The sequence below is a fragment of the Streptomyces sp. NPDC051738 genome, from assembly GCF_044453205.1.
Classification (GTDB): domain Bacteria; phylum Actinomycetota; class Actinomycetes; order Streptomycetales; family Streptomycetaceae; genus Streptomyces.
In genome coordinates, this window is sequence record NZ_JBITCM010000025.1 from 12,203 (window position 1) to 39,196 (window position 26,994).

At 69.5% G+C, this 26,994-nt stretch carries 25 protein-coding genes and 1 tRNA gene; 13 read left to right on the plus strand and 13 right to left on the minus strand.

Annotation, left to right across the window (positions count from 1 at the left end; translation table 11 throughout):
• Positions 1–59 precede the first annotated feature (59 nt).
• A complete protein-coding gene (locus ACIA8X_RS39915; protein WP_399460405.1) occupies positions 60–977 on the plus strand; it encodes a ketopantoate reductase family protein in 918 nt (305 codons plus the stop codon).
• Positions 978–1,104: 127 nt separating this feature from the next.
• Here the strand turns inward: ACIA8X_RS39915 and ACIA8X_RS39920 are convergent, their stop codons facing one another.
• The gene (locus tag ACIA8X_RS39920) at positions 1,105–1,488 is read right to left on the minus strand and encodes a VOC family protein (protein ID WP_399460367.1); all 384 of its coding nucleotides are present in this window, start codon (positions 1,486–1,488) and stop codon (positions 1,105–1,107) included.
• A 99-nt stretch (positions 1,489–1,587) separates the two neighbouring features.
• Here ACIA8X_RS39920 and ACIA8X_RS39925 point away from each other — a divergent pair, with 99 nt between their 5' ends.
• From ACIA8X_RS39925 to ACIA8X_RS39935, 3 genes are all read left to right on the plus strand, one after another.
• Entirely contained in the window at positions 1,588–1,887 is a 300-nt protein-coding gene (locus ACIA8X_RS39925; RefSeq protein ID WP_399460368.1) for a GrpB family protein, read from the plus strand.
• Positions 1,857–2,723 carry an NAD(P)-dependent alcohol dehydrogenase gene (locus ACIA8X_RS39930; RefSeq protein ID WP_399460369.1) on the plus strand — a complete coding sequence of 289 codons (867 nt, stop codon included), beginning with the start codon at positions 1,857–1,859 and terminating at the stop codon, positions 2,721–2,723. Before ACIA8X_RS39925 ends, ACIA8X_RS39930 begins: the two co-directional genes overlap by 31 nt.
• 308 nt (positions 2,724–3,031) lie before the next feature.
• Positions 3,032–4,459: an MFS transporter gene (locus ACIA8X_RS39935; protein WP_399460370.1), complete on the plus strand. Its 1,428-nt coding sequence runs from the start codon at positions 3,032–3,034 to the stop codon at positions 4,457–4,459.
• 16 nt (positions 4,460–4,475) lie between these two features.
• On the opposite strand, the gene ACIA8X_RS39940 is transcribed toward ACIA8X_RS39935, so the two are convergent.
• Positions 4,476–5,201 carry a class I SAM-dependent methyltransferase gene (locus tag ACIA8X_RS39940; protein WP_399460371.1) on the minus strand — a complete coding sequence of 242 codons (726 nt, stop codon included), beginning with the start codon at positions 5,199–5,201 and terminating at the stop codon, positions 4,476–4,478.
• Positions 5,202–5,378: 177 nt separating this feature from the next.
• Here ACIA8X_RS39940 and ACIA8X_RS39945 point away from each other — a divergent pair, with 177 nt between their 5' ends.
• Positions 5,379–5,723, plus strand: coding sequence for a hypothetical protein (locus ACIA8X_RS39945; RefSeq protein WP_393441864.1), 345 nt, complete (start codon positions 5,379–5,381; stop codon positions 5,721–5,723).
• 43 nt (positions 5,724–5,766) lie between these two features.
• Here ACIA8X_RS39945 and ACIA8X_RS39950 read toward each other — a convergent pair.
• Positions 5,767–5,841 (minus strand) — tRNA-Val (locus ACIA8X_RS39950).
• A gap of 232 nt (positions 5,842–6,073) precedes the next feature.
• Here ACIA8X_RS39950 and ACIA8X_RS39955 point away from each other — a divergent pair.
• The 3 genes from ACIA8X_RS39955 (at position 6,074) to ACIA8X_RS39965 (ending at position 8,640) form a co-directional block, all read left to right on the plus strand.
• A complete protein-coding gene (locus ACIA8X_RS39955) occupies positions 6,074–6,847 on the plus strand; it encodes a DUF4097 family beta strand repeat-containing protein (RefSeq protein ID WP_399460372.1) in 774 nt (257 codons plus the stop codon).
• A gap of 74 nt (positions 6,848–6,921) precedes the next feature.
• On the plus strand, positions 6,922–8,400 hold the full coding sequence (locus ACIA8X_RS39960) for a hypothetical protein (protein ID WP_393441860.1): 1,479 nt from the start codon (positions 6,922–6,924) through the stop codon (positions 8,398–8,400).
• Positions 8,401–8,418: 18 nt separating this feature from the next.
• Complete coding sequence (locus ACIA8X_RS39965; protein ID WP_393441858.1) at positions 8,419–8,640, plus strand: zinc ribbon domain-containing protein; 222 nt, start codon at positions 8,419–8,421, stop codon at positions 8,638–8,640.
• 95 nt (positions 8,641–8,735) lie between these two features.
• Here the strand turns inward: ACIA8X_RS39965 and ACIA8X_RS39970 are convergent, their stop codons facing one another.
• From ACIA8X_RS39970 to ACIA8X_RS39980, 3 genes are read right to left on the minus strand one after another with little or no spacing between them, the layout of a single operon-like run.
• Positions 8,736–9,551, minus strand: coding sequence for an HAD family hydrolase (locus tag ACIA8X_RS39970; protein WP_393441856.1), 816 nt, complete (start codon positions 9,549–9,551; stop codon positions 8,736–8,738).
• Positions 9,551–12,160 (minus strand): phosphoribosyltransferase, encoded by a 2,610-nt coding sequence (locus tag ACIA8X_RS39975; protein ID WP_399460373.1) that lies wholly within the window; start codon positions 12,158–12,160, stop codon positions 9,551–9,553. The genes ACIA8X_RS39970 and ACIA8X_RS39975 overlap by 1 nt, the downstream gene beginning before the upstream one ends.
• Before the next feature lie 53 nt (positions 12,161–12,213).
• Positions 12,214–13,383 carry an HpcH/HpaI aldolase/citrate lyase family protein gene (locus ACIA8X_RS39980; protein ID WP_399460374.1) on the minus strand — a complete coding sequence of 390 codons (1,170 nt, stop codon included), beginning with the start codon at positions 13,381–13,383 and terminating at the stop codon, positions 12,214–12,216.
• A gap of 189 nt (positions 13,384–13,572) precedes the next feature.
• On the opposite strand from ACIA8X_RS39980, the gene ACIA8X_RS39985 reads away from it, so the two are divergent.
• The gene (locus tag ACIA8X_RS39985) at positions 13,573–14,376 is read left to right on the plus strand and encodes a TerD family protein (RefSeq protein ID WP_393441850.1); all 804 of its coding nucleotides are present in this window, start codon (positions 13,573–13,575) and stop codon (positions 14,374–14,376) included.
• A 136-nt stretch (positions 14,377–14,512) separates the two neighbouring features.
• Here the strand turns inward: ACIA8X_RS39985 and ACIA8X_RS39990 are convergent, their stop codons facing one another.
• From ACIA8X_RS39990 to ACIA8X_RS40015, 6 genes are all read right to left on the minus strand, one after another.
• Positions 14,513–15,250, minus strand: a complete 738-nt coding sequence (locus ACIA8X_RS39990) for a Tellurium resistance (RefSeq protein ID WP_393441848.1) — start codon at positions 15,248–15,250, stop codon at positions 14,513–14,515.
• Between the two features lie 124 nt (positions 15,251–15,374).
• Positions 15,375–16,523: a DUF475 domain-containing protein gene (locus ACIA8X_RS39995; protein WP_393441846.1), complete on the minus strand. Its 1,149-nt coding sequence runs from the start codon at positions 16,521–16,523 to the stop codon at positions 15,375–15,377.
• Between the two features lie 125 nt (positions 16,524–16,648).
• The gene (locus ACIA8X_RS40000) at positions 16,649–17,224 is read right to left on the minus strand and encodes a TerD family protein (protein WP_093907882.1); all 576 of its coding nucleotides are present in this window, start codon (positions 17,222–17,224) and stop codon (positions 16,649–16,651) included.
• A 121-nt stretch (positions 17,225–17,345) separates the two neighbouring features.
• Positions 17,346–17,921, minus strand: a complete 576-nt coding sequence (locus ACIA8X_RS40005; RefSeq protein ID WP_345010743.1) for a calcium homeostasis/redox stress adaptation protein — start codon at positions 17,919–17,921, stop codon at positions 17,346–17,348.
• A gap of 148 nt (positions 17,922–18,069) precedes the next feature.
• Entirely contained in the window at positions 18,070–18,528 is a 459-nt protein-coding gene (locus ACIA8X_RS40010) for a peroxiredoxin (RefSeq protein WP_393441843.1), read from the minus strand.
• A gap of 117 nt (positions 18,529–18,645) precedes the next feature.
• Positions 18,646–19,083 carry a DUF3052 domain-containing protein gene (locus tag ACIA8X_RS40015; protein ID WP_177001149.1) on the minus strand — a complete coding sequence of 146 codons (438 nt, stop codon included), beginning with the start codon at positions 19,081–19,083 and terminating at the stop codon, positions 18,646–18,648.
• Between the two features lie 363 nt (positions 19,084–19,446).
• Between ACIA8X_RS40015 and aceE the strand changes: the two genes are divergently transcribed.
• Complete coding sequence (gene aceE, locus ACIA8X_RS40020) at positions 19,447–22,194, plus strand: pyruvate dehydrogenase (acetyl-transferring), homodimeric type (protein ID WP_393441839.1); 2,748 nt, start codon at positions 19,447–19,449, stop codon at positions 22,192–22,194.
• A 91-nt stretch (positions 22,195–22,285) separates the two neighbouring features.
• The gene (locus tag ACIA8X_RS40025) at positions 22,286–23,092 is read left to right on the plus strand and encodes a potassium channel family protein (protein WP_393441837.1); all 807 of its coding nucleotides are present in this window, start codon (positions 22,286–22,288) and stop codon (positions 23,090–23,092) included.
• A 224-nt stretch (positions 23,093–23,316) separates the two neighbouring features.
• Here ACIA8X_RS40025 and ACIA8X_RS40030 read toward each other — a convergent pair whose 3' ends face one another.
• Complete coding sequence (locus ACIA8X_RS40030) at positions 23,317–24,936, minus strand: MFS transporter (RefSeq protein ID WP_399460375.1); 1,620 nt, start codon at positions 24,934–24,936, stop codon at positions 23,317–23,319.
• Between the two features lie 66 nt (positions 24,937–25,002).
• Here ACIA8X_RS40030 and ACIA8X_RS40035 point away from each other — a divergent pair, with 66 nt between their 5' ends.
• Both ACIA8X_RS40035 and ACIA8X_RS40040 read left to right on the plus strand, forming a co-directional pair.
• Positions 25,003–25,629: a TetR family transcriptional regulator gene (locus ACIA8X_RS40035; RefSeq protein WP_393441833.1), complete on the plus strand. Its 627-nt coding sequence runs from the start codon at positions 25,003–25,005 to the stop codon at positions 25,627–25,629.
• A gap of 93 nt (positions 25,630–25,722) precedes the next feature.
• A complete protein-coding gene (locus ACIA8X_RS40040) occupies positions 25,723–26,940 on the plus strand; it encodes an alpha/beta hydrolase (RefSeq protein ID WP_393441831.1) in 1,218 nt (405 codons plus the stop codon).
• The last annotated feature ends 54 nt before the right edge of the window (positions 26,941–26,994 follow it).

Sequence of the window (26,994 nt, forward strand, 5' to 3'; positions counted from 1 at the left end):
CAACGAACGGCGAGACGCCGACCGGCACGACAGAGAACGACACGACGGCGAACGAGACGATGGCGAACGGCACGGCGGCGAACGGCCGGCTCACCGTCGCCGTACTGGGCCCGGGCGGCATAGGCGGCCTGCTCGCCGCGCTTCTGTCCAGGTCCGGCCACCGCGTCATCTGCCTGGCCGGCGACGAGACCGCCGAGACCCTGCGTACGACCGGAATCCGCGTCCGCAGCGGCCTGTTCGGCGACTTCACGGCCGAGGTCGAGGCGGACACCGAGCTCCGCGAACCGGTCGACGCCTGCCTGATCACGGTCAAGGCCACCGCCCTCGACACGGCCCTGACCCGCGTCCCGCCCACCGCACTGGGCGACGCCCTCGTCGTACCGTTCCTGAACGGCGTGGAACACCCGCAGGCCCTGCGCGCCCGATACGGCCCCGACCGCGTCGCCCCCGCCGTCATCCGCGCGGAGTCGACCCGCGTCGCCCCCGGGGAGATCGAGCACGCCAGCCCGTTCGCCGAGATCGACCTCGCCGGCGACACGGCACCCCGCGTCCGCCTGGACGCCCTCGCGCAGGCCCTGGCCGCGGCCGGCCCCACCACCCGCGTCCTCCCCGACGAGACGGCGACCCTCTGGGCGAAGATGTCCTTCCTGGCCCCCTTCGCCCTGCTCACCACCCGCCACGCCCTCCCCCTCGGCGAGGTACGCACCCGCCACCGTGAGGAGTTGATCGCCCTGGTCGAGGAGACGGCGGCCATCAGCCACGCCTCCGGCGGCCCCGCCGACCCCGCCCAGTCCCTGGCCCGCTACGACGCCTGCCCGCCGGGCACGAAGTCCTCGATGCAACGGGACGCCGAGGCGGGCCGCCCCCTCGAACTGGACGCCATCGGCGGCGCGTTGCTGCGCGCGGCGGACCGCCACGGGGTACCCGCGCCGGTAACGGCCCGCCTGGTACGGGAGTTGAGGGAGCTCGCCCCCTAGCGACCACAAGCTCGCGGCGCGTTACGAAGCGACCATCCTCGTCGCGGCCATCACCGCATGGACGCGACGAGGTACCGCAGGCATCCGGCCGCGCCGTTGCGCCTGTGTACCTGTGTACCTGTGTGCCTCAAGAAGACATCGCCGCGCGCTCGGCCGCACTGCGCAGAACACAGAACTCATTGCCCTCAGGGTCCGCGAGGACAGCCCAGCCGGCACCATCGGGTTCCCGGCGATCGTCGACGAGGGTGGCCCCGAGGTTCAGCAGCCGCTCGACCTCCTCCTCGCGCGTCGTCTTCGGACGCAGGCACAGATGAAGCCTGTTCTTGATCGTCTTCGGTTCCGGCACCTGGTTGAAGTGCAGCAGCGGGCCCTCCGGCAGCATCACCTCGGTCTCCGGATCACCTGGCTTGTCCTCCTGATGCAGCGGACAACCGAGCACCTCACTCCAGAACCGAGCCAGTTTGTAGGCATCCGCGCAGTCGATCGCCACGTTCTGCAATACCGAGACCATGCGCGAGAGCCTGCCCGAAGCACCGCTCGGTCCGCCAGCACGTTGGATCAGCCATCGCAGACTGATCGCAGACTGAACGGCGCAAGCCATGCTGTAGGCATGCCCTTTCCCGATGAATCGGCTCCGGTGGCGGTGCTGGACTACCAACCACAATGGGCGGTGGACTTCGAGCAGTTGGCCAGGACACTGCGCGGCGCCCTCGGCGACCATGCCCGCGCAGTCGACCACGTCGGATCCACTGCTGTGCCGGGCCTTGCAGCCAAAGACTGTGTCGACATCCAGGTCCTGGTCGACGCCATCGACGAGGACCGACACACCGGACTCCTGACCGCGGTCGGCTTCCGCTGCCGGCCGGAACCCTGGAATCGGTGCCGGGGCACGAGTTCACGGGCGTGGTGACCGAGACCGGCCCCGCGGTCACCCGCTTCACCGTCGGCGACCCGGTAGCCGTGGGCAACATCGTCGATTCGTGCGGCGAGTGCACCATGTGCCGGGCCGGCCAGGAGAACTTCTGCCACGCCTTCCCGACCCTGACCTACGACGGCATCGACCGGCACGACGGATCGGCCACGCTAGGGGGCTACTCCCGCGAGTACGTAGTCCGCGACCGTTTCGCCCACCCTCTCCCCGCCGGCCTGGATCCGGCCGCCGCAGCTCCGCTGCTCTGCGCCGGGATCACGGTCTGGGAGCCGCTGCACACCCTCGGCGTAGGGCCGGGAACCCGCGTCGCGGTGGCGGGACTGGGCGGCCTGGGCCACCTCGCGGTCAAGATCGCCGTGGCGCTCGGCGCCGACACCTCGGTGATCAGCCGCTCACCGGGCAAGGCCGACGACGCTCGCCGCCTCGGCGCCCACGGCCTCATCGTCTCGACGGACCCGGAACAGATGGCCGACGCCCGCGACCGGTTCGACGTCGTCGTCGACACGATCTCCGCCCCGCACGATCTCGGCCCCTACCTGCGCCTGGTCGCCATGGACGGGACGCTCAGCCACCTCGGGCACCTGGGAACCGTCACCGTGGAGACCACCGACCTGCTCGTGGGCCGCAAGAAGCTCAGCTCCGCGGGCAGCGGCGGAAGGCCGGCGACCGCCGCCATGCTGGACTTCTGCGGTGCGCACGGCATAACCGCCGACATCGAACTGCTCCCCTCGGCGCGAGTGAACGAGGCCCTCGACCGCCTCCGACGCAACGACGTCCGCTACCGCTTCGTACTCGACATGTCCGACCTGGACTGAAACCGTTTTTCCTGCCTGGCCGCCGAAGGCTAGTGTTCGGAATCGAGACTCCGATCCGAGATTCGGATCCGGGGTTCGGATCCGAGGTTCAGATCCGAGGTTCGGATTCGGGTACGGCGAGTGCCCCACGAGGAGCTTGAACATGGTCGGTCTTCCGAGCGCGCGTTGACGTTGTAGGCCGTGATCGGCCTGTCATCGCGTGCTGCCCTTGATGTTGCGGCACAGCGAGCCTTCTCCTGCCCGAACCATCGGTGCGCCTGTTGCGCGCCGGGGGACGGGCCTCGTCGTCGGCAACCCAAGGGATCCCCGTGCCGTCCGCTTCTTCTTCCTCCTCCTCTGTATCCGATTCCAGTCGACCTGCCCCGTCAAGCCTGTGGCGGGACGGCGACTTCCGTAGACTCTGGGTGGGCCAGACGGCCTCCCAACTCGGCGAACACACAAGCCTGTTGGTGTTGCCGCTCCTGGCCGTCCTGACACTCGACGCCGGTGCCGGCCAGTTGGGCGTCCTGCGCGCGGTGGGGCAGGCGCCGATCCTGTTGCTCTCGCTCTTCGTCGGCGCGTGGGTGGACAGATGGCGGACCCTCACGGTGATGGTGCTGACGGACGCCGGCCGGACCCTGGCCCTGGGCGCCGCGGCGTTGGCCGGCATCCTCGGCTGGCTCGGGCTGCCCGCGCTGCTCGCGGTCGCCTTCGCCGTCGGGACCCTGTCGGTGTTCTTCGACGTGGCCTACCAGACCTCTCTCGTACGGCTGGTGAAACGCGATCAGCTGGTGCGGGGCAACAGCGCACTGGAGGGCAGCCGGTCCGCGGCGCAGATCGGCGGTCCCGCCCTCGGCGGTGCGTTGGTGTCACTGCTGTCGGCGCCGATCGCCGCCGCCTCCAGCGCGCTGTTCTTCGCGCTGTCGTTCCTGTCGATCCGACGGATCCGTCGGACCGAATCGCTCCCGGAGCGCTCGGAAGGCTCGGAAGGCTCAGGAGGCCCGGAAGGCCCGCGCTTGGAAGGCTTGGAAGGCTCGGCACGGCCCCCTCGCATATGGCGGCGGATCCATGAGGGCCTCCGTTTCGTCGCGGGCGACACCTCGCTGCGGGCCGTGTGCCTCGCCTCGGCCGCCTTCCAGTTCTCCTTGGCGGCCACGATGACCGTCTACCTGCTCTTCCTCCCTCGGGAACTGCACCTGTCGGGCACCGCCGTCGGGCTGTCGCTCGCGGCCGCGGGTCCGGGCGCGCTCCTGGGCTCGGTGCTGGCCGCCCGTCTGCCGGGCCGGTTCGGCTACGGTGCGGTGCTCGTGTCCGCGGCGGCACTCGGCGACGGCGCGTACATGTGCGTACCCGCGCTGCACGGCTCCCCCGCACTGACGATTCCCGTCCTCCTTGCGATCAACTTCGTGTTCGGCACCGGCGGCCAGTTGGTGAATGTCACGGTCATGGCCGTCCGGCAGGCGGTCACTCCGGACGGGATGCAGGCTCGTGCGGCCGCGACGATCACGTTCGTCGGCATGGGGCTGACCCCACTCGGCTCACTCCTCGGCGGATTCCTCGCGGAGGAGTGGGGCCTGCGCACCAGCCTCCTGGTCACGGCCACAGGCATGCTGCTGTCTCCCGTACTGATGGCCCTGTCCCCACTGGCCCGCCTGGGACGGATACTTCAGGCCCACCAGAGCCCGCCGCCGACCCACGAATTCCCTGACTCCCACGAGCCCGACCACCACGACAACACCGCGCGGGCGTCAGAGTGAGGTGGATCGCCGGGGATCAGGGGCGTCGTGCGAGGAAGACGAACTCTCTGCCTGGCCGGTCAGGCGCATCGCGCACGTCCTGCACCACGTAGCCGTGGGCGGCCAGGTCCGTCTCGACCTCTTCGCGCTCTCGGAAGCGGAGCGTCGAATCCGAGGTCAGCACCTGTCCGTCGGCTGCGAAGACGTAGGTCGAGCGGAAGGTCACCAGGGGCCGGCTCACCTCGATCAGCTGGACCCAGCTCTCGACGGAACCGACGCCCGGGATCTCCGTCACGCGGTAGGAGTTCTCGCGGATCCACTCTTCCCAGCCGCGCCTGGCCGGATCACGGGTCTCGAAGGCCAGATGCCCGCCGGGCCGTAGTGCCTCGTAGGCTCCCCGCAGCGTCTTCTGCCAGATGTCCGGATCAACGATGGCCTGGGCGACATTCGCTGTCATAGTCGCGAGGTCGACCTTCAGCGGCGGGAGGGCTGTCGCGTCACCGCAGATCCAGCGCACTCGCTCACTGCCCGGTTTGGCCCGGGCTACGTCGAGGGAGGCCCGGGCGGGATCGATGCCGACGACATCAACTCCGCGGTCGGCCAGGAGAAGTGCGAACACCCCCGTGCCGCAACCGATGTCCAGAACTTGGTGCGCCCCGAACTCTTCCGTCATCCGGAGGTAGGCATCGAGATCACTGCGGTCGGGGTCGAGCGGATCGTAGATCGCGGCGAGTCGTGGATGCCCGAAGCAGTCGTCAACCATGCCGCCGAACTTATGCAGAGCCCGCCCCGAAGAGCTACCGGGTTTCGCCGGACTCGGCTGGCCGGGGCGCTCGGGCGAGGGTGGCGTAGAGCACCATGAGCCACGCCCAGACACCCGTTCGCATGAACCCCCCAAAGACGCTCGCAACCCAAATTCGAACAGGCGTAGCATTGCGCCGTGGCTACGCCCTATGACTTCCCGAGTGACCTCCTCGCCGGCCAGGAGGAGCTGCATCAGGTCCGGGCCGAGCTGTCGGCCCTGCTGAGGCGGCTGCCCTGGTCGGTCGCGCCCCTGGACGGATTCAGCGACGACAACGGCTGGCGCAAGGTCGAGCGCCCCGCCTCCCCCGGCTGGACGGAGGACGAACAGGCCGAGGTGGAGAAGCTCCGCCGACGCGAACACGAACTCGCCGTCTTCGTCAGCGGCCACCGCTTCTGGGCGGAGATGGCCGGCACGGAGCGCGTCGACGCCCGCATGAAGCTCAAGCACGCCCATGAGGCGCCGACGGCGGAAGGGAACTGAAAACGCAGAGGACCCCGACCGCGAACGGCGGGGTCCTCTGCTGTGGTGGGCGCGGACGGTTTCGAACCGCCGACATCCTGCTTGTAAGGCAGGCGCTCTACCCCTGAGCTACGCACCCGAGAATGAGTCGACAGCCTACCTTGCCAGGGGCCATGTCCCGCAAACCCGTCGGGACGGTCCGGGAAGTCCGGGGAAGTCCAGGGAAGTCCGGAGGACTCCTGGGGTTATCCCCACCTTGGATCCGGGAGCGGCCCGGATCCCGCGGCGGGCCCGGGGTCCGTACGGTCGAAGGACCATCGAAGTCCTGGGCCGCGGGGTCGGTCCCAGGCAAGTCCCAGGGGGAGATCGTCATGGCCCGTACCCGTCCCGGCCGCACCGTCACCGTCGCCGGAGTCGTCGTGATGCTCGTTGCCGGAGTGGCCGCCTGTGGGGCCTCTGCCTCGGACGATACGGAGCCTGAGCGCCGGTCCTTCGCGTTGGAGGGGCGGACGCTGACCGTCGACTCCGACGACTCGGCGCTGGAGATCGTCGCCGCTGAGGGGAACAAGGCGGGCTCGGTGGAGGTCACCCGGTGGTTTCAGGGGTCGGTCGCGGTCGGATCGGATCCCAAGGTGACGTGGGCGATGGAGGACGACCGGCTGGTGCTGCGGGAGAAGTGCTCGGGCGTGATCGCCAACTGCTCGACCAAGCACCGCATCGAGGTGCCGCGCGGGGTCACCGTGAAGGTCGAGGACGGGGACGGGAGCGTGCGGGCGAGCGGGTTCCGGGACGCGCTGCGCATTCACACGGGGGACGGGTCCGTGCATGTCACCGACTCCAGCGGTCCGCTGGACCTGGAGACGGGTGATGGTTCCGTGCGGGTCTCCGATGTCTCCTCGCGGGAGGTGAAGGCGAAGACCGCTGACGGCTCGGTGCGGCTCGAACTCGGCGCCGTACCGGACCTGGTGGAGACCCACAGTGGCGACGGCTCCCTCACGATCGAGCTGCCGCGTGCCAGGTACGCCGTGACGACCGAGACCGGTGACGGTTCGGTGGACGTGTCCGTGCCCCGCGACAAGACGAGCCCCCATGTGGTCTCCGCCCGCACCGACGACGGAAAAGTCACGGTCCGAACCGCGAACTAACCGGCCCGTGTGTTCGTCCTAAACCGGTGGGAGAATGACACCGGGCAGGGTGAATGACAGCACGGGAGAGGGATGTGACGGCGACACCTCCGCAGCCGTACTCGCCGTCAGTGCCGCGCGCACAGCGCCGGCGCCAGCGCCGTCTCGCGCGGGAGGTCCAACAGCCCGATCATCCGGCCGCGCGTCAGCCCGTAAGTCAGGCCGTACGCCGGATTTCGCCCGGCTCGCTTCACGTCCTCCGTGACACGCTCACCCTGGTCGTCGCCCTCCCGCTCGTCGCCGCCCTCGCCCTCCCCGCCGCCTTCGCCGGTGGCGGTACCCGGCGCTGGTTCGGTGGGCGGGGCGAGAGTCAGCGGGCCGAGGCGCAGGCCGCGAAGGATGCCGCTGCGGCCGCGTTCTACGAGCTGGACACAGCCCAGCGGGATCTGCGGATCTCGATCGAGACGATCGCGGCCGTCGACGCCACCCCCGCCGCCCGCCGTGCGCTCACCGACTTCGAGGCGCTCGGGCGGCGTATCGACGAGGCCAGCCACCAGTACATCCAGGCGGTCGACGCCCACGACCTCGACCGTGACGACCTGGAGGCCTCGGTCGCCGCACACGCGCGTACCGAGCTGACCAGGGCCAAGGACGAGCTCGACAACGTCAAGCGCGAGCTGGACCGGTTCGCGGACGGGCTCGGGCCGCTGCTCGGCAAGGCCGAGACCCAGCTGGCCCGTCTCGCCCCGGCCGTCGAGCGCGCCCGCCAGGGCCTGCTCGCCGCCTCGAACGCCCTCGATGCCGTACGGGCGTCGGCGCTGAAGGCGGACGACCTCGCGGCCCGGCTCGCCGCCCTCGCCCCGGAGCTGACCAAGCTGAACCAGGGCGCCGGGCAGCATGGCGTCCCGCAGACGCTGGAGCGTGCCGAGCGGGTCGCGCGGGAGGCCGAGGCGGTCCGGGTGGAGGCCGAGCGGCTGCCGGAGCGGGCGGCCGAGATCGACCACCGGCTGGTCTCGCTGCGCACGCGCGCGCAGGCGCTCACCACTCGTGCCGGGCAGGTCGAGCCGATGCTGAGCGAGCTGCGGCGGCGGTTCACGGCGGCCTGCTGGCAGGACCTGCAGAACGTGCCGGACGGTGCCGGGGAGAACGTACGGCAGGCGGAGCTGAAGCTGAAGGAGGCCCAGGCCGCGCGCGACGACCAGCGCTGGCCGGACGCCACCGCACTGCTGTCGACGGTCCGTGCGCTGCTGAACAGTACCGACGAGTCGGTGTCCGCCGCCGGGGACCGGCTGCGCCGGCTGAACGCCGTGCAGAAGGACCCGCAGCAGGAGATCGACCGGACCCGTTTCGCGATACGGGACGCCCAGCGCCTCGCCATGGCGGGCCGGAACACGCCCGACCCGCGGCACGCGCGCCCCCTGGACGACTCCGTGGCCCGGCTGGAGCGGGCGATCGGCACGCTGGAGGGGCGCCATCCGGACTACTGGCACTTCCTGACCGAGATGGAGGCGGTACGGCAGACGGTGGCCCGGGTCGTCGCGCAGATCCGCGAGGAACGCGGCGGCGCCCACTGACCGGGCTAACCTGTGCGCATGCCTCGCTACGAGTACCGCTGCCGCAGCTGCGGCGACACGTTCGAACTGAGCCGTCCGATGGCGGAGTCCTCCGCGCCCGCGAGCTGCCCTGCGGGGCATGAGGACACGGTGAAGCTTCTGTCGACGGTGGCTGTGGGCGGTACGGCCAGCGCCCCCGCGGCGCCGAGGCCTGCCGGCGGCGGGGGCGGTGGGTGTTGTGGTGGGGGCTGCTGCGGCTAGGTAAGACCGGTGCGTTGTTTGCTGCGGGTGCGTGGGGGCTTGTCGCGCCCATGCGGCGGAGCCGCATATTGATACAGCCCCGCGCCCCTAAAAGACTAGGGCGCTTCCGTGCGGGTTGCCTTCAAGAACTCCCGCAGGATTCGCTCACCCGCCAGCACGCCCCGCTCCGGCAGCGCGCTGATCGCCGGGGCGGTGAAGTCGGCGTCCGCCAGCTCACCGTGCCCCGGGCGCCAGCCCTGGTCGGCGGCCAGCAGCAGGTCGGCGTCGAGGAGGGAGTCGCCCGCCGCCAGTGTCAGGTCCGCGCCCGTGCGTCGGGCGACCTCACGCATGGCGGAGCTCTTGGTGAGCGGCTTCGGGACGGCGTAGATCTTGCGGCCCTGGAGCGACACCGTCCAGCCGCGGTTCTCCGCCCACACCGCGAGCTCCTTCACCCACTCCTCGGGCAGCAGCTCGCGCTCCACGACCAGGTAGGCGAAGAGGTCCTCGGCGATCCGGTGCTTGCGCACCCAGGCCGGGGACGCCGACGCCATCAGGTGGTCCTGCACCTCCGCGAGCGGCGCGCACTGTTCGGCCAGCCGGGCCTGGACGTGTGCGTTCCAGTCGGGGTCGGAGACGCCGTCGACCAGCAGATGGCCGCCGTTGGCGCAGATCGCGTACTTCGGCTCGGGGCCCGGCAGATTGATGCGCTGGTACTGCTTGCGGGTGCGGGTCGTCGTCGGCACGAAGACCGCCGCGTCGCCGAGGTCGGTCAGCAGTTGGGCCGCCGTCTCGGTCATGTACGACAGCGGCTTGCTCTCGTGCACCTCCACGCACAGCAGCCTGGGCGCCCGCGGGTCCGGCATGGTCAGCGCGAGGGCCGCGGCGGAGTAGATGAGCGTACGGTCGAGGTCGCTCGCCACCAGTACCGGCATCAGACGTTCACCGCCTTGCCGTCGGCGCCCGTCGCGCCCCGCGTGTACTTGGGGTGGATCAACCCCACGCAGGTGTACGGCAGTTCGGCGACCTCTTCCACCGGAACCCCTCTCTGTTCGGCCAGCAGTCGGACATGGTCCAGGTCGGCGCCGGCTCCGGCCCGCGCCAGGATCTTCCACGGCACCCGGCGCAGCAGCACCCGCGTGGTCTCGCCGACGCCCGGCTTGACGAGGTTCACGTCGTGGATGCCGTACTCCTCGCTGATGCGCTCGACGGCCGCCCAGCCCTCCCAGGTCGGCGCGCGGTCGGCGGACAGCAGTTCCTTGGCCGTCGCGTCGACCGCGTCCAGGACCTCCGGGAAGCGGGCCTCCACGGCGTCCAGGAAGGCCACGGAGACGTCGGTGCCGGCGAGTTCGCGGTAGAACTTCGCGCCGTGGTAGTCGTGCGGGCCGACCAGGTCCGCGCGCAGGACCGTACGCGAAATGAGGCCGGAGACCGTGGAGTTGAGGCACGCGGAGGGGATGAGGTAGTCGTCGCGGGTGCCGTACGTCCGCACGCACGAGCCCGGGTCGGCCAGTACGGCGATCTCCGGGTCGAAGCCGGTGATGCCGTCGGAGGCCTCGAACTCCCCTATCGCAGCGGTCAGTTCGCGGGTGATCGCGCCCTTGCCGGTCCAGCCGTCGACGAAGACGATGTCCCGTGGGTCGTGGTGCTCGGCCAGCCAGCGCAGCGCGTTGGCGTCGATGCCGCGGCCGCGCACGATGGACACGGCGTAGTGCGGGAGTTCGAGGCCGTGCCGGAACTGGGCCCAGCGGCGCATGAGGACGCCGACGGGGGTGCCGGCGCGGGCGAGGGAGACGAGGACGGGGCGCGGCGAGCGTTCGGCTAGGACGAGTTCGGTGACCGCGCCGACTGCCTGCGCCAGCCGTGCCGCCGACTCCTCCAGCGCGGTGTGGAACAGCGCCTGGTACTGCTCGCTGGGCTGGTACTCCACCGGCAGCGACTCGGCGTAGTGCGCGCCGCCGCTCTGGATGGCCTCCTCGCGCTCCTCGGTCGGCGCCTCCAGCGTCACGTCCGAGAGGTCCTGGAGCAGCCAGCCGACCTCTTCGGGGGCGTACGAGGAGAAGGCGGGGCCGCGGAGGGGCTCGGGCAGCATGGAGTGCCTTTCGGGGATGGCCAGGGGTCCGGGGACGTACGACGGTACGACCGCCAGCAGGACCTGTGGAGCGTGGGCTGCCAGCTGGGCCAACAGGCCGTCGGGGGCGTGTAGTTCGGGGGTGTCGGCGATCGAGTCGACGACGGCTATGACGGCGTCGAAGCCGGCACCCGCGACGTTGTAGGCGTAGCGCTCGCCGGGGCCGTCGGCCGGGTCGTCGTGGGCCGGGAAGACGAGGCGGGTGCGTATCGCGTAGCCGGGGTCGTCGACCGCGAGGACGGGTGAGCGGGTGGTGGTGGAGTAGCGGACCTCGACGCCCGCGACCTGCTCCAGCTCGCGGGCGAGCCTGAGCGGGGTGTACATCAGCTCCTCGAAGCCGAGTGTGAGCACGCGGTGCGCGTCGGCGGGGAGGGCCTCTGCCAGGCGGGCAGCCATGGCGGGGAGGGCGGCCTCCAGCCGTTCCCGGTGCGCCGGGGTGAAGCCGTGCCGGCCGCCGTCGGGGAGGCCCTGGGGCCAGCGCAGGTCTATGCGGGTGATGTGGGGGTGGGTGCGGTTGTCGTCCGGGTGCGGGCCGGAGGGGGCTGGTCGCGCAGTTCCCCGCGCCCCTAGGGGGGTAGTACGACCGTCTCCTTCAAAGCCGGCGGCGCCTGCCTCGCCCTCCAGGGGCGCGGGGAACTGCGCGACCAGCCCCGACGGCGCCGCAGACGACACAGGACCCCGCGCGGCACTCTCCGCCTCGTACCGCGCCACCAACGCCTGCCCCTTCTCCAACACCCCCTCCGGCAGCCGTACGGTCCCCGAAGCCGCCGCCACCAGATCAACCCGCGCGCCGATCTCCCGCGCGAACTCCTCCAGCCGCCCGGCGTCCGCCGCCGAGCGCATATCCACCAGCGCCACCACGACGTACCGCCGCCGCGGATACCGCTCATGAAGATCGCGCACGGTGTTCAACACCGTGTTCCCCGTGGAGAACTCGTCGTCGACCAGCACCAGCGGCCCGTCCCCGACCAGCAGCGTCGGGTCCTCCGGCAGCAGCAGGTGGGACGTGGCGTGCGAGTGGGACTCCTCGAAGCCGCCCGCGCGGGCGACCCCGGCGACCGGCCGGCGGGTGGAGTGCAGGTACGGGGCGAGGCCGATACCGTCCGCGACGGAGTGGCCGAGCCCGGTCGCCGTCTCCGCGTAGCCGAGGACGACCGCGCCGGCCGCCTCCTCGGCGCCGAGAAGTTCCCGCACCCGGCGGCCGAGGGCGAGGCCGGCGCCGTACACCACGGACGGTGACTGCGGTACGTGCTTGCCGAGCACGTTGGAGACCAGCAGATGCGCCCGCTTGGGGTTACGGCGCAGGGCGAGCCCCAGCATCTCCGTGAGCTCGTCGTCGCCCACGAGCTGGACTCCGAGCCGCTCGGCGACCCAGCTGCCGGACCAGACCCCGTCGTTCACTGCGTTGTTCATGCGTCCCTATGGATAGAAACCGGTGACCCGGTGGACAGAAACCGGTGGCCCGTTCAGGCCGGAATCCCGGCGGCGAGCAGCTCCACGAAGCCGATGTCCTCGTTGGCCACGCCGAACACCTCGGCCCGCAGCACGGTCCGCTCGGCCCAGGCGCGATGCGGCTTCACTTCATTCATCTTGTTCGTGTACTGCGACCGAAGTACACCCCCGCCGCAGCGCTCGGGCCGCAGGATGTCCTGGGCATCACTGAACTCCTCGTGACTGACCACGGACAGTGCGTGCACGGGCAGCACGTGCGAGGGGTGGATGCAGGTCTTGCCGAGCAGGCCGTTGGCGTGGTCGAGCGTGATCTCGCGCAGGAGGCCGTCCATGGCGTGCTCGATGAGGGCCTCGCGCAACTCCTCGGCCTGGCCCTCCAGGAAGGGACTGCGGCGCAGCTGGGGCTTGAACATACGTTCCTGCACCCGGAAGTACTCCCATACCGGCCCGGTCACCGTGAACCCGGTGCCGTCGGCCCTGCCCAGCATGTTCACCACGTCGGAGATCACGGAGGCGACGATCTGGACGTCGTACGCGGTCATGTCGGGGGCGCGGCGCAGCCCGTACGACGAGCAGAAGTCGGTGACGCCCAGCCGCAGCGCCAGCACCCGTTCCCGGTACTTGTCGACGGCGCGGGAGATGCCCTCCAGGGTCTCCACGCGCGACTCGCGGTAGAGCAGCTCGGGCGACTCCAGCACCGGCATGGCGAACAGCCGTCGCCCGCTCGCCGCCTCGGCGCTCGCGAGGGCCTCCAGGAAGGGCATGCCGCGCTCTTCGGTGAACTTCGGCAGTACGAATCCGGACAGCAACCGGACGGCGGGGCCGAGCCGGCGTACGAGATCGGGGATCTGTTCGGGCGTACGGACCCGAACGAAGAGCAGCGGCAGATCGCCGACGCCCTCCCGTCCGGCGAGGTCGGTGAACTGCCGGACCAGGTTCTCCTCGCCCTCCGCCACGTCCTCGTCACCGATCGAGTCCTCCAGGCACAGCACCATCGAGACCACGCCTCGTGCGGTCTGCTTGAGGATGTCGTCGGCCAGCCGCGGCCGGGTTGCCGGACTGTAGAGCGTGGCGCCCAGGGCCACGGCGAGCAGCCGGGCCGGGGAGTCGGCGGAGAACTCGCACGGCTCCCGATGGAAGAGGCGCTGTCGCACCTCTGGGGCGATCTGCCCGAAATGACGCATAGAACTCCCCCGTGCTGGTTCAGTGGTCCCTGTGATCCGTTCACAGGTGGCCGGTAATAGTACGTAGATACCCATGTCAGGGGTTCCCGCAGGGCATGAATTTCTGGTAACGCGGACAAACACGCCCGCGCACGGCCCGTCGTACCCCCGCGTTGTCGTGAGCAGGACGGAGAGGGCAGGATTGACGACATGACGCACGCGATGTTGAAGGGGTCGAACGTCCCGCTCGAAGCCACGACGGTACGCGCCGTGCTGCGCTGGACGCCCGGGCAGGGGGTCCCGGATGTCGACGCCTCGGCTCTGCTCCTCGGCCCCGAAGGTCGTGTGCGCTCCGACGAGGACTTCATCTTCTACAACCAGCCCCGGCACCCCTCCGGGAAGGTCTGGCGACTCGGCAAGAAGCGGCTCACCGAGGGCCTCACGGACACCATCCAGACAGATCTCGCCGGTGTCGAGTCCGGCGTCGGCCAGATTCTGCTGGTCGCTTCGGCGGACGGCGTCGCCTTCGACCGCGTACGGGATCTGCGCATCCTGCTGTACGACGCGACGGCCGCCGACGCCGATCCGCTGGCGTACTTCGACATCAAGCCGGAGACGGGCCAGGAGACCGCGCTGATCTGCGGCGAGCTGTACCGCCGCGGCGAGGGCTGGAAGTTCCGCGCCCTGGGCGAGGGCTATTCGGACGGTCTCAGGGGCCTGGCCGTGGACTTCGGCATCTCGGTGGACGAGTCGGACACCCTGGACGGCCCCGCCCCCGCACCCGAGGTCTCCCAGCCGCTCCCCCCGGAGCAGCCGACGACCACGGTCCCGCCCCAGGCGGCCTACGGCTACCCCCAGCAGCCCCCACCGACCCAGCCGGCCTACGGCTACCCCCAGCCGACCAGCCAGCCGGCCACGGCCCAGTCGGGCTACGGCTACCCGCCCCCGGTGACGGTCCCCCACCACGAGGGTTTCCGCCTGCCGCCACAGGGCCCTCAGTTCATCGGCCGGTAAGGGACACGCCCTCCAGGGGCGCGGGGCTGTATCGATGTGCGGCTCCGCCGTGTGGGCGCGATCAACCACAACCGACTCGCAGCCGCCACACAACACAAGGCCCCGAGCTCTCAGGCGCCTCGGCCAAGACCCAGCGTCAGCGTTCCGCTTTCGTCTTGTATCCGCGCCCCCACTGCAACCCCCACCCGAACAACCGATCCAATTCGGCCTGGAACCCGTAGACGAACTTCACCTCACGCCGCACCCACAGCTCCCCCTTCACGTTCTCGATCATCACCACCGCGCAGGACCTGGCCTGCGGATGCCGCTCATCGAGACCTATCTCGATCCGGGGCCCATTGCTCGGATACAGCGTGACGATCGCATGCGTACGGTCGAACGCCGGCGTCTGGTCGTAGATGTACACAAAGACCAGCAGCCGCTTGATGGCCTCCCGATGATCAAGGTTGACGTACATCGTCTCCCCTGACGCCGACCCGAACCGGTCGTCCCCGCTGAGCTTCACGTACGGCGGCGCGTTGACGTCCCCGAGGAACCCGCCCAGCGGCTGGACGACCCCCTTCGTGCCGTCGGCCAGCTCGTACAGGCACCCGAGGTCGAGGTCCACGTTGACCATGCTCTGGCTGTGACCGAGCACCTCCGGCGGCCTGAGCGCCTTGAAGGGGTGCCGCAGCAGGCTCTCCCGCTGCGAGCCCCCGATGTCCGACGTCCGCATACGCCAGGCCAGGTTGACCCGGAGATGACCGGTCGCCGCGCCCTGCTTGGTGAGCGAAACCCGGTCGTGCCGCTTCGTCAGCTCGATCGAGTTCGACGACGCGCTGCCCGAGTCGAACTCGGCCGCCCGGCCCCGCCAGAGTCCGTCCAAGAAGCCCATTCCGCCCCCACGTCCCACGAAAGAACCGCGTTCACCACGAGGGAACCGCGGTCACCTGGAAAAACCGGCGGGGCGGCCGGAGGCCCGGCCGCCCCGCTCAGAGCGTTCCTCACCCGCAGGGGTGTCACACCCCGGACGAGACCTCAGTCTTCTCGTCCGAGGTCTCCGCTTTTCCCTCCGCTGCCGCCAGCGCACGGTTGCGGCGCACCGAGGACCAGAAGGACCAGCCGATCAGGATCACACCGATCGAGCCGGTGATGAGCTCGGGGATCTCGTACTGGATGGTGACCAGCAGGATCATGGCGAGCGCGCCGATCGCGTAGTGGGCGCCGTGCTCCAGGTAGACGTACTCGTCGAGGGTGCCCTGACGCACCAGGTACACGGTGAGCGACCGGACGTACATCGCGCCGATACCGAGACCCAGCGCCATCAGGACGATGTCGTTGGTGATGGCGAAGGCGCCGATCACGCCGTCGAAGGAGAAGGACGCGTCCAGGACCTCGAGGTAGAGGAACATGAAGAACGCGGCCTTGCCGGCCAGGGCGACCGCCGAGCGGGGCTTACCGGCCCGCACGGCCTCTTCCTCCGCCTCGTGCTCGCGTTCCTCCTCCTCTTCGAGCTTGTCCTCGAAGTAGCCAGAGAGACCACCCACGATCATGTACGTGATCAGGCCCCCGATACCGGAGAGCAGAACCGTCTCCGCCTTGTCGACGTGCGCGCCGCCGTGCTGGTGGGCGTTGGTCGCGAAGGTCAGCGCCGAGATCAGCAGAACGATCAGCGCGATGCAGACCGACAGCATGTCGACCTTGCCGAGCTTGGCCAGCGGGCGCTCCAGCCAGCCCAGCCACTTGATGTCCCGGTCCTCGAAGATGAAGTCCAGGAAGATCATCAGCAGGAACATGCCACCGAACGCGGCGATCGCCGGGTGGGCGTCGGTGACGAGCTGCTGGTACTGGTCCTTGTCGCTGAGCGCGAGGTCGACCGCCTCGATCGGCCCGAGGCCGGCGCTGACCGCGACGATCACGACGGGGAAGACCAGTCGCATACCGAAGACGGCGATCAGGATGCCGATGGTGAGGAAGATCTTCTGCCAGAAGGCGTTCATCTTCTTCAGGATTCCGGCGTTGACCACCGCGTTGTCGAAGGACAGCGAGATCTCGAGGACAGAGAGGATCGCCACGATGCCGAAAGCGGTCCACCCCCCGAAGAGGACCGCTGCAACCAGGCCGAGCGCGGTGACCGCGAACGACCAACCGAAGGTTTTCAGAACCACTGGCTACCCAATCCTGTGTGTACGGGGCTCCCCCGCGCCGCACTCGGCTTTACGAACTTTTGAAGCCGAAGTCTAGTCGGCTCCCCTTCGCACCCCACCGGGCCCCGGCTTTTGCTCATATCGCGTTATGAGACGTTGACCCCGAAGTCCAGCGCGATGCCCCTCAGGCCCGACGCGTACCCCTGTCCCACCGCCCGGAACTTCCATTCTCCCTGGTAGCGGTAGACCTCGCCGAAGATCATGGCGGTCTCGGTGGAGGCGTCCTCGCTCAGGTCGTAGCGGGCGAGCTCCTGGCCGTCGGCCTGGTTGACCACGCGGATGAAGGCGTTGGAGACCTGGCCGAAGGTCTGGCCGCGCTCGTCGGCCATATGGATGGAGACCGGGAAGACGATCTTGTCGCAGTGGGCCGGCACCTTGGAGAGGTCGATCAGGAGCGACTCGTCGTCGCCGTCGCCCTCGCCGGTGAGGTTGTCCCCGGTGTGCTCCACCGAGCCGTCCGGGCTCTTGAGCTGGTTGTAGAAGACGAACCACTCATCACCCAGGACCCGTCCGCTGTTGCACATCAGGGCGCTGGCGTCGAGGTCGAAGTCGGCTCCGGTGGTGGAGCGTGCGTCCCAGCCGAGCCCGATCATCACCTGGGTGAGATTCGGTGCGGCCTTGGACAGGGAGACGTTTCCTCCCTTGGCGAGCGTGACGCCCATGATGCTGGTCCTCCCCGCGTATTGCTTCTTTGGTTGTCCTGCGCATCCGGCGCCGCACCCAAACGGATGCGGCGCCGGACCCAGCCAGTGGTGTCCTGGACGGCCACCCTCGGATTCGAACTCAGACGTTCACACCGAAGTCCTGCGCGATGCCGCGCAGGCCCGAGGCGTAGCCCTGGCCGATGGCGCGGAACTTCCACTCCGCGCCGTGCCGGTACAGCTCGCCGAAGACCATCGCGGTCTCGGTGGACGCGTCCTCGCTGAGGTCGTAGCGCGCGATCTCGGCGCCGCCGGCCTGGTTCACGACGCGGATGAACGCGTTGCGCACCTGGCCGAAGGACTGCTGGCGGTTCTCGGCGTCGTAGATCGAGACCGGGAAGACGATCTTCTCGACGTCGGCCGGGACGCCCGCGAGGTTGATCTTGATCTGCTCGTCGTCGCCCTCGCCCTCACCGGTGAGGTTGTCGCCGGTGTGCTCGACCGAGCCGTCGGCGCTCTTGAGGTTGTTGAAGAAGACGAAGTTCGCGTCGCTGCCGACCTTGCCCTCCGGGTTCAGCAGCAGCGCGCTGGCGTCCAGGTCGAAGTCGGTGCCGGTCGTGGTGCGGATGTCCCACCCCAGACCGACGATGACCGCGGTGAGACCGGGCGCCTCCTTGCTCAGTGATACGTTGCCGCCCTTGCTGAGGCTGACTCCCACGAGTCCTCCATTGGTTTCCAGGGGCGGGGAGCCCCGCCGTGCGTTTGATATCGGATCAACGACTCGATCCTAGTGACGGGTTCCCGTAGGTCGCAGGCCTTGATACCGAAGAATCACAGGTGTCGGGATCGGGTCGGGATCAGAGGGTTCAGAGGGTGTCGAGTGCCTTGACGTACTCGTTGAGGTCACGGGCGTCCGGGAGCGCGTTCTCGACCGTCCACCGGACGACGCCCTCCTTGTCGATGACGAAGGTGCCGCGCACCGCGCAGCCCTTGTCCTCGGCGAAGACGCCGTAGGCGCGGCTGACCTCGCCGTGCGGCCAGAAGTCGCTGAGCAGCGGGTACTCCAGGCCCTCCTGCTCGGCGAAGACGCGCAGGGTGTGGATGGAGTCGTTGGAGACGGCGAGCACCTGGGTGTCGCGGTCGGCGAACTGCGGCAGGTTGTCGCGCACCTCGCACAGCTCGCCGGTGCACACGCCGGTGAAGGCGAAGGGGTAGAAGAGCAGGACGACGTTCTTTGAACCACGGAAGTCGGAGAGCTTCACGGCCCTGCCGTGGTTGTCCTTGAGCTCGAAGTCGGGGGCCTTGTCGCCGACCTGGATCGCCATCGCGTGGATGTCCCTTCGGTGGGGCTGTTCGGGTGGAACCCACCCTATGCAGCGGCCACCGCGGCCCGTGCAGGAGGCCGGGCCGGGCTTGTCGGCCCGGCCCGGCACCGTCACCGGTTACTTCTTGGACTTGGCTGCCTTGGGCGTCACCAGCCGGCTGCCGCTCCAGTCCTTGCCGACGCTGACACTCTTGGACGCCGACAGACCCGCCGTGGTCGCGGCTTCCGAGATGTCGCTGGGCTCCACGTAGCCGTCACGTCCGGTCTTCGGCGTGAGCAGCAGGATCGAGCCACCCTCTTCGATGTACGTGGTGGCGTCCACCAGCGCATCCGTCAGGTCGCCGTCCTCGTCGCGGAACCACAGCACCACGGCATCGGCAACGTCGTCGTAGTCCTCGTCCACGAGCTCGCTGCCGACGACTTCCTCAATGGACTGGCGGAGTTCCTGGTCTACGTCGTCGTCGTAGCCGATCTCCTGGACCACCTGCTCGGGCTGGAACCCCAGCCTGACGGCAGGGCTCGTCCGCTCCTCCGCGTGGTCCGCGGTCGCGCTCACGGGTTGCCTCCTGATCATGTCTTGGGAATAACTCAGCCACGCGCGTGCGCGAAGCATTGGCCGTAGTCCACACGGGCGGGACGGATCGCGCAAGTACCCGGCCGTTCAGACCGCCGAAACGGTGACGTTCCGGAACGTGTCACCGCAACTTCAGGCACACCATCATCGTCTCAAGGTGACGCGTGCCACACCAATCTGCCCCCTTTGTGCGTTTGGGAACCATGCGTGGGCAGTCAGCCGTTTACAAAGCCCCCTGTTACCCCACAGTAGAGATGACGTTTGGCCCCCCTAGGTACACGATGGGGAGCGGTGCAGGCACTCAGAATCCCCAGAAACACAGCCCTCTGACAGGTAAGGAACAGCGTGGCTTCCGGATCCGATCGCAACCCGATCATCATTGGCGGCCTTCCGAGTCAGGTTCCTGACTTCGACCCCGAGGAAACCCAGGAGTGGCTCGACTCCCTCGACGCCGCCGTGGACGAGCGCGGCCGTGAGCGGGCCCGCTACCTGATGCTTCGGCTGATCGAGCGGGCCCGCGAGAAGCGTGTGGCCGTGCCCGAGATGCGCAGCACGGACTACGTCAACACGATCCCCACCAAGAGCGAGCCCTTCTTCCCGGGCAACGAGGAGATCGAGCGCAAGATCCTCAACGCGACCCGGTGGAACGCCGCGGTCATGGTGTCGAGGGCGCAGCGCCCCGGTATCGGCGTCGGCGGCCACATCGCCACCTTCGCCTCCTCCGCCTCGCTCTACGACGTGGGCTTCAACCACTTCTTCCGCGGCAAGGACGAGGGCGACGGCGGCGACCAGGTCTTCTTCCAGGGCCACGCCTCTCCGGGCATCTACGCGCGCGCGTACCTGCTGGACCGGCTGAACGAGGAGAACCTCGACGCCTTCCGGCAGGAGAAGTCGAAGGCGCCGTACGGGCTGTCCAGCTACCCGCACCCGCGGCTGATGCCGGACTTCTGGGAGTTCCCGACCGTGTCCATGGGCCTCGGCCCGATCGGCGCGATCTACCAGGCGCGGATGAACCGCTACATGGAGGCGCGCGGTATCGCGGACACCTCCAAGTCGCATGTGTGGGCGTTCCTCGGCGACGGCGAGATGGACGAGCCGGAGTCGCTCGGCCAGCTGTCCATCGCCGCGCGCGAGGGCCTGGACAACCTGACCTTCGTCGTGAACTGCAACCTGCAGCGCCTGGACGGCCCGGTGCGCGGCAACGGCAAGGTCATCCAGGAGCTGGAGTCGATCTTCCGGGGCGCCGGCTGGAACGTGATCAAGCTCATCTGGGACCGCACCTGGGACCCGCTGCTCGCGCAGGACCGCGACGGCATCCTGGTCAACCGGATGAACACCACGCCGGACGGTCAGTTCCAGACGTACGCCACCGAGACCGGCGGCTACATCCGCGACCACTTCTTCGGTGACGACCAGCGGCTGCGCGCGATGGTCGAGGGCATGACCGACGACCAGATCCTGCACCTGGGCCGCGGCGGTCACGACCACCGCAAGATCTACGCCGCCTACTCGGCCGCCCGCGCCCACAAGGGCCAGCCGACGGTGATCCTCGCCAAGACGATCAAGGGCTGGACGCTCGGTCCCAACTTCGAGGGCCGCAACGCCACGCACCAGATGAAGAAGCTGACGGTCGACGACCTCAAGCGCTTCCGCGACCGGCTGCACCTGCCGATCGCCGACAAGGACCTGGAGAGCGGGCTCCCGCCGTACTACCACCCCGGGCGCAGCTCCGAGGAGCTCCAGTACATGCACGACCGCCGCAAGGGGCTCGGCGGTTACGTCCCGACGCGTGTCGTGCGCTCCAAGCCGCTGGCGCTGCCGGACGACAAGACGTACGCGACCGTGAAGAAGGGCTCGGGCCACCAGTCGATCGCGACGACCATGGCCTTTGTCCGGCTCCTCAAGGACCTCATGCGGGACAAGGAGATCGGCAGGCGGTTCGTGCTGATCGCGCCGGACGAGTACCGCACGTTCGGCATGGACTCGTTCTTCCCGAGCGCGAAGATCTACAACCCGCTTGGCCAGCAGTACGAGTCGGTCGACCGCGAGCTGCTGCTCGCGTACAAGGAGTCGCCGCAGGGCCAGATGCTGCACGACGGCATCTCGGAGGCGGGCTGTACGGCCTCGCTGATCGCGGCGGGTTCGGCGTACGCCACCCACGGCGAGCCGCTGATCCCCGTCTACGTCTTCTACTCGATGTTCGGATTCCAGCGCACCGGCGACCAGTTCTGGCAGATGGCGGACCAGCTGGCGCGCGGTTTCGTGCTGGGCGCGACCGCCGGCCGTACGACGCTGACCGGCGAGGGCCTGCAGCACGCGGACGGCCACTCGCAGCTGCTCGCCTCGACGAACCCGGGCTGTGTCGCGTACGACCCGGCGTACTCGTACGAGATCGCGCACATCGTGCAGGACGGTCTGCGCCGGATGTACGGCGGTTCGGCCGAACACCCGCACGGCGAGGACGTCTTCTACTACCTCACCGTCTACAACGAGCCGATCCAGCACCCGGCCGAGCCGGAGGACGTCGACGTCGAGGGCATCCTCAAGGGCGTCCACCGCGTCGGCGCGGGCACGGCCGGGTCGATCCCGGCGCAGATCATCGCGTCCGGTGTGGCGGTTCCGTGGGCGGTCGAGGCGCAGAAGATCCTCGCCGAGGAGTGGAACGTCAAGGCCGACGTCTGGTCGGCGACCTCCTGGAACGAGCTGCGGCGCGAGGCCGTCGAGTGCGAGCGGCACAACCTGCTGCACCCCGAGGAGGAGCAGCGCGTGCCGTGGGTGACGCGCAAACTGAGCGGCGCCGAGGGGCCGTTCGTGGCCGTCTCCGACTGGATGCGGTCGGTGCCGGACCAGATCGCCCGCTGGGTGCCGGGGACGTACCAGTCGCTGGGCGCGGACGGCTTCGGCTTCGCCGACACCCGCGGTGCGGCGCGCCGCTTCTTCCACATCGACGCGCAGTCGATCGTGGTGGGGGTGCTGACGGAGCTGGCGAAGGAGGGGAAGGTGGACCGTTCGGCGCTGAAGCAGGCGATCGACCGGTACCAGCTGCTGGACGTCTCGGCGGCGGACCCGGGTGCCGCGGGCGGCGACGCGTAACTGCGGCTCCGGCGTCAACGGCTCGATGGGGTGGTGTGCCCGTGGGTGACCTGCGGGCACACCGCCCCTTCACATTTCCTACGATGCGGCCATGAAGGAAGCTCCCGCACAAGTCCGTTGGGAACGGCGTACCCAGCGGCCGCTGTTCGCTCTGGCGTTGGCGTTCGCCGTGGCCTATGCCGTGCCGATCGTCGACCCCGACGCGGGCGATGAGGTGGTGTCCGCGTGCCTCGCGGTGGAGTGGGTGGTGTGGGGCGCGTTCGCGCTGGACTACGTCGTCCGGCTCGTCCTCGCCGAGCGGCGCGCGGAGTTCGTACGCGGTCACTGGCTCGACCTGTGCGCGGTGGTACTGCCGCTGCTCCAGCCGCTACGGCTGCTGCGGCTCGTGTCCACGCTGCTGCTCGTCGGGCAGCGTGCCCGGATGGCGTCGCAGGTGCGGCTCACGACGTATGTCGCCGGTGCGGTGGTCGGGCTGTTGATGTTCGGGTCGCTGGCGGTGCTGTCCGTCGAGCGGGACTCGCCGAACGGGAACATCAAGACGCTGGGTGACGCGGTGTGGTGGTCGTTCACGACGATGACGACCGTCGGCTACGGGGATCACGCGCCGACCACGGGCGTGGGGCGGATGCTCGCGGTGGGCCTGATGCTGTCGGGAATCGCGCTGCTGGGTGTGGTGACCGCGAACATCGCCGCGTGGTTCATAGCGCGGTTCGAGATGGACGACGTGGAGGAGCGCCGCCAGACGGAGGCGATACGGGTACTGACGGAGGAGGTCCGCGCGCTGCGGGCGGAGGTCGCCTCGCTGTCGGGGGCGAGCGTCGAGGGTTGTTCGCCCCCGCCGCCCCTACCCGTCCCGTCCCCGGGGGCTGCCGCCCCCGGACCCCCGCATCGGCCCTGAAGGGGCCTCGTCCTCAAACTCCCCCAGAGGGGGCACCCCCAACGGGCTGAAATGACGGGACCGGCGTCGAAAAGCGATGGTGCGGGGCCGGTGCGGCTTGGGCCGACGCCGGCGTGCCGACCCAAGGGGCGCGGGGAACTGCGCGACCAGCCACCCCACGCCCCGCAGTCCGCAGCCGGCCTCGGCCCCTACGGCGCAGCCGCACCGGCCCAGCCAGCCGCGGGCTAGATGTGCGCGGCGCCCGCGCCCGCCTCCGCGTTCTCCCCCCGCTTCGTGAGGAACGCCACGAACACCGCCACGACCGCCACCCCCGCCGCGACCAGCGACGCCAGGCTCATGCCCGAGATGAACGTGTCGTGCGCGACGTCCGTGATCTTCGCGGCGATGGCGTCCGGGGTGCCCGGAGCCAGGGGCGGCACGCCCACCTGGACCGCCTCGGAGGCCTGCGCCTCCTGGGCCGCTGTCAGCGGCGGAAGCCCCGCGGAGGTCCAGTTGCCGGCGAGGTCGCTGTCGACCTTGGAGGCCATCACGGCGCCCAGGACGGCCGTACCGAGGCTGCCGCCGATCTGCATCGCGGCCTGCTGGAGACCGCCGGCCACGCCGGACAGCTCCATGGGCGCGTTGCCGACGATGACCTCCGTCGCGCCGACCATGACCGGCGCTAGGCCGAGGCCGAGCAGGGCGAACCAGAGCGACATGATGCCGCTGCCGGTGTCCGTCTCCAGCGTGGACATGCCGTACATGGCGATCGCGGTGGCCGCCATGCCGCCCGCCAGCGGGATCCGCGGGCCCAGCTTGGTGATCATCGCGCCCGCGAGCGGGGAGCCGACGATCATCATGCCGGTGAGGGGCAGGAGGTGCAGACCCGCGTCGATCGGGCTCATGCCATGGACGTTCTGGAGGTAGAACGTCACGAAGAACAGGCCGCCCATGAACGCGATGGCCATCAGGACCATCAGGACGACGCCCGCCGACAGCGGGACGGAGCGGAACAGCGCCAGCGGGATCAGCGGCTCCTTCACCTTCGTCTCCCAGAAGGCGAAGAGCGCGAAGCCCAGCACCGACCCGGCTATGAACAGCCACGTCTGGCCGGAGCCCCAGCCCCACTCCGGGGCCTTGATCAGGGCCCAGACGAGGCAGAACATCGCGGCCGAGAGGAGGCCGATGCCCAAGACGTCGAAGGAGCGCGGGGCGTTCTCGGCCCTGTGGTCGAGCAGGATCACGACGCCTAGGACGACGGCGAGGATGCCGACCGGCACGTTGATGAAGAACACCGACTGCCAGTTGACGTGCTCGACGAGGACACCGCCGAGGATCGGACCGCCCGCGGTGGACGCGCCGATGACCATGCCCCAGATACCGATGGCCATGTTGAGCTTCTCGGCCGGGAAGGTGGCCCGCAGCAGGCCGAGCGCGGCCGGCATCAGCAGCGCGCCGAACAGGCCCTGGAGGACGCGGAAGACGACGACCGCGCCGATGCTGCTGGACAGCCCGATCGCACCGGAGGCGGCGGCGAAGCCGACCACGCCGATCAGGAAGGTCTGGCGGTGCCCGAACCGGTCGCCGAGCTTGCCGGCGGTGATCAGGGAGACGGCGAGAGCGAGGAAGTAGCCGTTGGTGATCCACTGCACCTGGGCGAAGGTGGCGCCGAGGTCCTTCTGGATGGCCGGGTTGGCAATGGCCACGATGGTGCCGTCGAGGGCCACCATCATGACCCCCACTGCGACGGTGATCAGGGTGAACCAAGGGTGTCCGCGCAACCCCTTGGCCGGCCCGGCGTCCGACGGAGCTGCTGGTGCCTTGCCCCCCGACCCCGTCGTTTCGATGGTGGTCTGACTAGTCATGTGTTCGAGGCTAATGACAGCCACTGACAATTGACAAACCAATTCACAAGTCGGTAACTGACACCCATGGAAACACTGCGCGAACGCAAGAAACAGCGCACCCGGGACGCGCTGCTGCGCACCGCGCTGGAGCTGTTCACCACCCAGGGCTACGAGCACACGACCGTCGACGACATCGCCGACGCCGTCGACGTCTCGCAGCGCACCTTCTTCCGCTACTTCGCCGGCAAGGAGGAGGCCGCCCTCGCCCTGCAGGACATCACGGTCGCGCACTTCCTGGAGGCGGTGCGCGAGCGCCCGCCGCACGAGGCACCCATGGAGGCGCTGCGGCAGTCCGTACTGGAGAGCTGGGACACACTCAACGACGTGATCGAGGCCGTCGTACCGATCGGGCTGTATCTGCGCATGTACCAGGTGGTCGAGTCGACGCCGGTCCTGCTCGCCGCCCATCTGCGGCGCTCGGTGGAGATCGAGGAGGCGATCGCGCGTATCCTCGCCGAGCGCGAGGGTGTCGACATCGACGCCGATCCGCGGCCCCGGCTGGCGGTGGCCGTCTTCGGCGGGGTGATGCGACTGACGGAGCGTCAGTGGAGTACGGGCGAGGACTTCAGCCTCGACGCCATGCGGGCACTGACCGTCTCGCATCTCGAACAGGTGGGTCCCGCACTCAGTGAGAGCTGGCGAACACGCTGAGGTCATGGGCACGTTCACGCGGCCGTGATCGAAACGTGATACCTGTCACTTGGTTAACGCGAGACCCTCTCGTTCTCCTAGTGTGTCCTCCCAGTGACTTCCTTCGACACGTCCCCGCAGCTGAACGTCTGGCGCGCACTGCTCGCGCTGGCCGTGGTGTTCGTGATGCTGGCGACCACCGGTTGGACCGCCCTGCGCCATCACCGGAGCACCCCACCGCTCCAGGCCTCGCTCAGCGCCTGGGAGCACGGCAGCATCGCCGGACACCGGCTGCCGGCCGCGGACTCCTCCCCCACCCGGCTCGCCCGTTTCTTCGCCTCGCTCACCGACCAGCAGCGCGGCACCCTCGCCGTCCGCTACCCGCTCGCGGTCGGCAACATGAACGGCGCCCCCGTCGAGCTTCGCTACCGCGCCAACCGCATCGCGCTGGACGAGGCGCGCACGGTCGAGCGCAAACGCATGCACGACAGCGGGCTCACGCTGGACGGGCAGCGTGAGGCGGGCCGCCGTATGCACCGCTTCGAGGCGATGATGCACGCGGACCGGCACATCCTCGCCTTCGACCCGGAGGGTTCCGGGCGCGCCGCGGAGGTGTTCGGCGACCTGACGAAGGCCGAGCGGATCTCGGTCGTCGTCCCCGGCGTCGACACCAACCTGCTGAACTTCCAGCGCACCAGCCGCAAGTACTCGGCCCCCGTCGGCATGGCGGAGTCCCTGTACGCGGCCGAGCGCGCGGCGAGCCCTTCGACGCGTACGGCCGTGATCGCCTGGGCCGACTACACCGCGCCGGACGGCCTCGGCATCGACTCGGCGACCGCGATGCGGGCCGCGCCCGGGGCCGTACGCCTGAACGCGCTGGTGCGGGGGCTGCCCGGCGGCTCACCGGTTTCCCTGTTCTGCCACAGCTACGGCTCGGTGCTGTGCGGCCTGGCCGCGCGCACGCTGCCCCAGCGGGTGGCCGACATAGCGGTGGCCGGCAGCCCCGGCATGCGGGTCGCCAAGGCCTCCCATCTGCGCACGTCCGCGCGCGTGTGGGCGATGCGGGACGCGGACGACTGGGTCCAGGACGTGCCGTATCTGGAGGTCGGCGGGCTGGGACACGGGGAGGACCCGGTGTCGGCGGTGTTCGGGGCGCGGGTGCTGTCGGCCCGGGAGGCGAAGGGACACGGCGGCTATTTCGAGCCGGGTACGGACAGCGTGGCGAACTTCGCCGAGATCGGGGTTGGCGCGTACGGGTCGGTGCGGTGTGCTGACGATGCCGAGGCCTGTCGGGCGGGTTTGTCCGACACGGCGTCGGCCGGACGCGCGTAGAAGCGCAGGAACTGCGGTCTGCGCGGGGTGGCGACGGAGGAGCGCGTGCCGCAT

Excerpts from the sequence above, each read along its gene's own strand:
- ACIA8X_RS39915 (WP_399460405.1), top strand. The coding sequence starts at position 60 with ATGGCGAACGGCACGGCGGCGAACGGCCGGCTCACCGTCGCCGTACTG.
- ACIA8X_RS39920 (WP_399460367.1), bottom strand. The coding sequence starts at position 1,488 with ATGGTCTCGGTATTGCAGAACGTGGCGATCGACTGCGCGGATGCCTAC.
- ACIA8X_RS39925 (WP_399460368.1), top strand. The coding sequence starts at position 1,588 with ATGCCCTTTCCCGATGAATCGGCTCCGGTGGCGGTGCTGGACTACCAA.
- ACIA8X_RS39940 (WP_399460371.1), bottom strand. The coding sequence starts at position 5,201 with ATGGTTGACGACTGCTTCGGGCATCCACGACTCGCCGCGATCTACGAT.
- ACIA8X_RS39955 (WP_399460372.1), top strand. The coding sequence starts at position 6,074 with ATGGCCCGTACCCGTCCCGGCCGCACCGTCACCGTCGCCGGAGTCGTC.
- ACIA8X_RS39965 (WP_393441858.1), top strand. The coding sequence starts at position 8,419 with ATGCCTCGCTACGAGTACCGCTGCCGCAGCTGCGGCGACACGTTCGAA.
- ACIA8X_RS39970 (WP_393441856.1), bottom strand. The coding sequence starts at position 9,551 with ATGCCGGTACTGGTGGCGAGCGACCTCGACCGTACGCTCATCTACTCC.
- ACIA8X_RS39975 (WP_399460373.1), bottom strand. The coding sequence starts at position 12,160 with ATGAACAACGCAGTGAACGACGGGGTCTGGTCCGGCAGCTGGGTCGCC.
- ACIA8X_RS39980 (WP_399460374.1), bottom strand. The coding sequence starts at position 13,383 with ATGCGTCATTTCGGGCAGATCGCCCCAGAGGTGCGACAGCGCCTCTTC.
- ACIA8X_RS39985 (WP_393441850.1), top strand. The coding sequence starts at position 13,573 with ATGACGCACGCGATGTTGAAGGGGTCGAACGTCCCGCTCGAAGCCACG.
- ACIA8X_RS39990 (WP_393441848.1), bottom strand. The coding sequence starts at position 15,250 with ATGGGCTTCTTGGACGGACTCTGGCGGGGCCGGGCGGCCGAGTTCGAC.
- ACIA8X_RS40000 (WP_093907882.1), bottom strand. The coding sequence starts at position 17,224 with ATGGGCGTCACGCTCGCCAAGGGAGGAAACGTCTCCCTGTCCAAGGCC.
- ACIA8X_RS40010 (WP_393441843.1), bottom strand. The coding sequence starts at position 18,528 with ATGGCGATCCAGGTCGGCGACAAGGCCCCCGACTTCGAGCTCAAGGAC.
- ACIA8X_RS40025 (WP_393441837.1), top strand. The coding sequence starts at position 22,286 with ATGAAGGAAGCTCCCGCACAAGTCCGTTGGGAACGGCGTACCCAGCGG.
- ACIA8X_RS40030 (WP_399460375.1), bottom strand. The coding sequence starts at position 24,936 with ATGACTAGTCAGACCACCATCGAAACGACGGGGTCGGGGGGCAAGGCA.
- ACIA8X_RS40035 (WP_393441833.1), top strand. The coding sequence starts at position 25,003 with ATGGAAACACTGCGCGAACGCAAGAAACAGCGCACCCGGGACGCGCTG.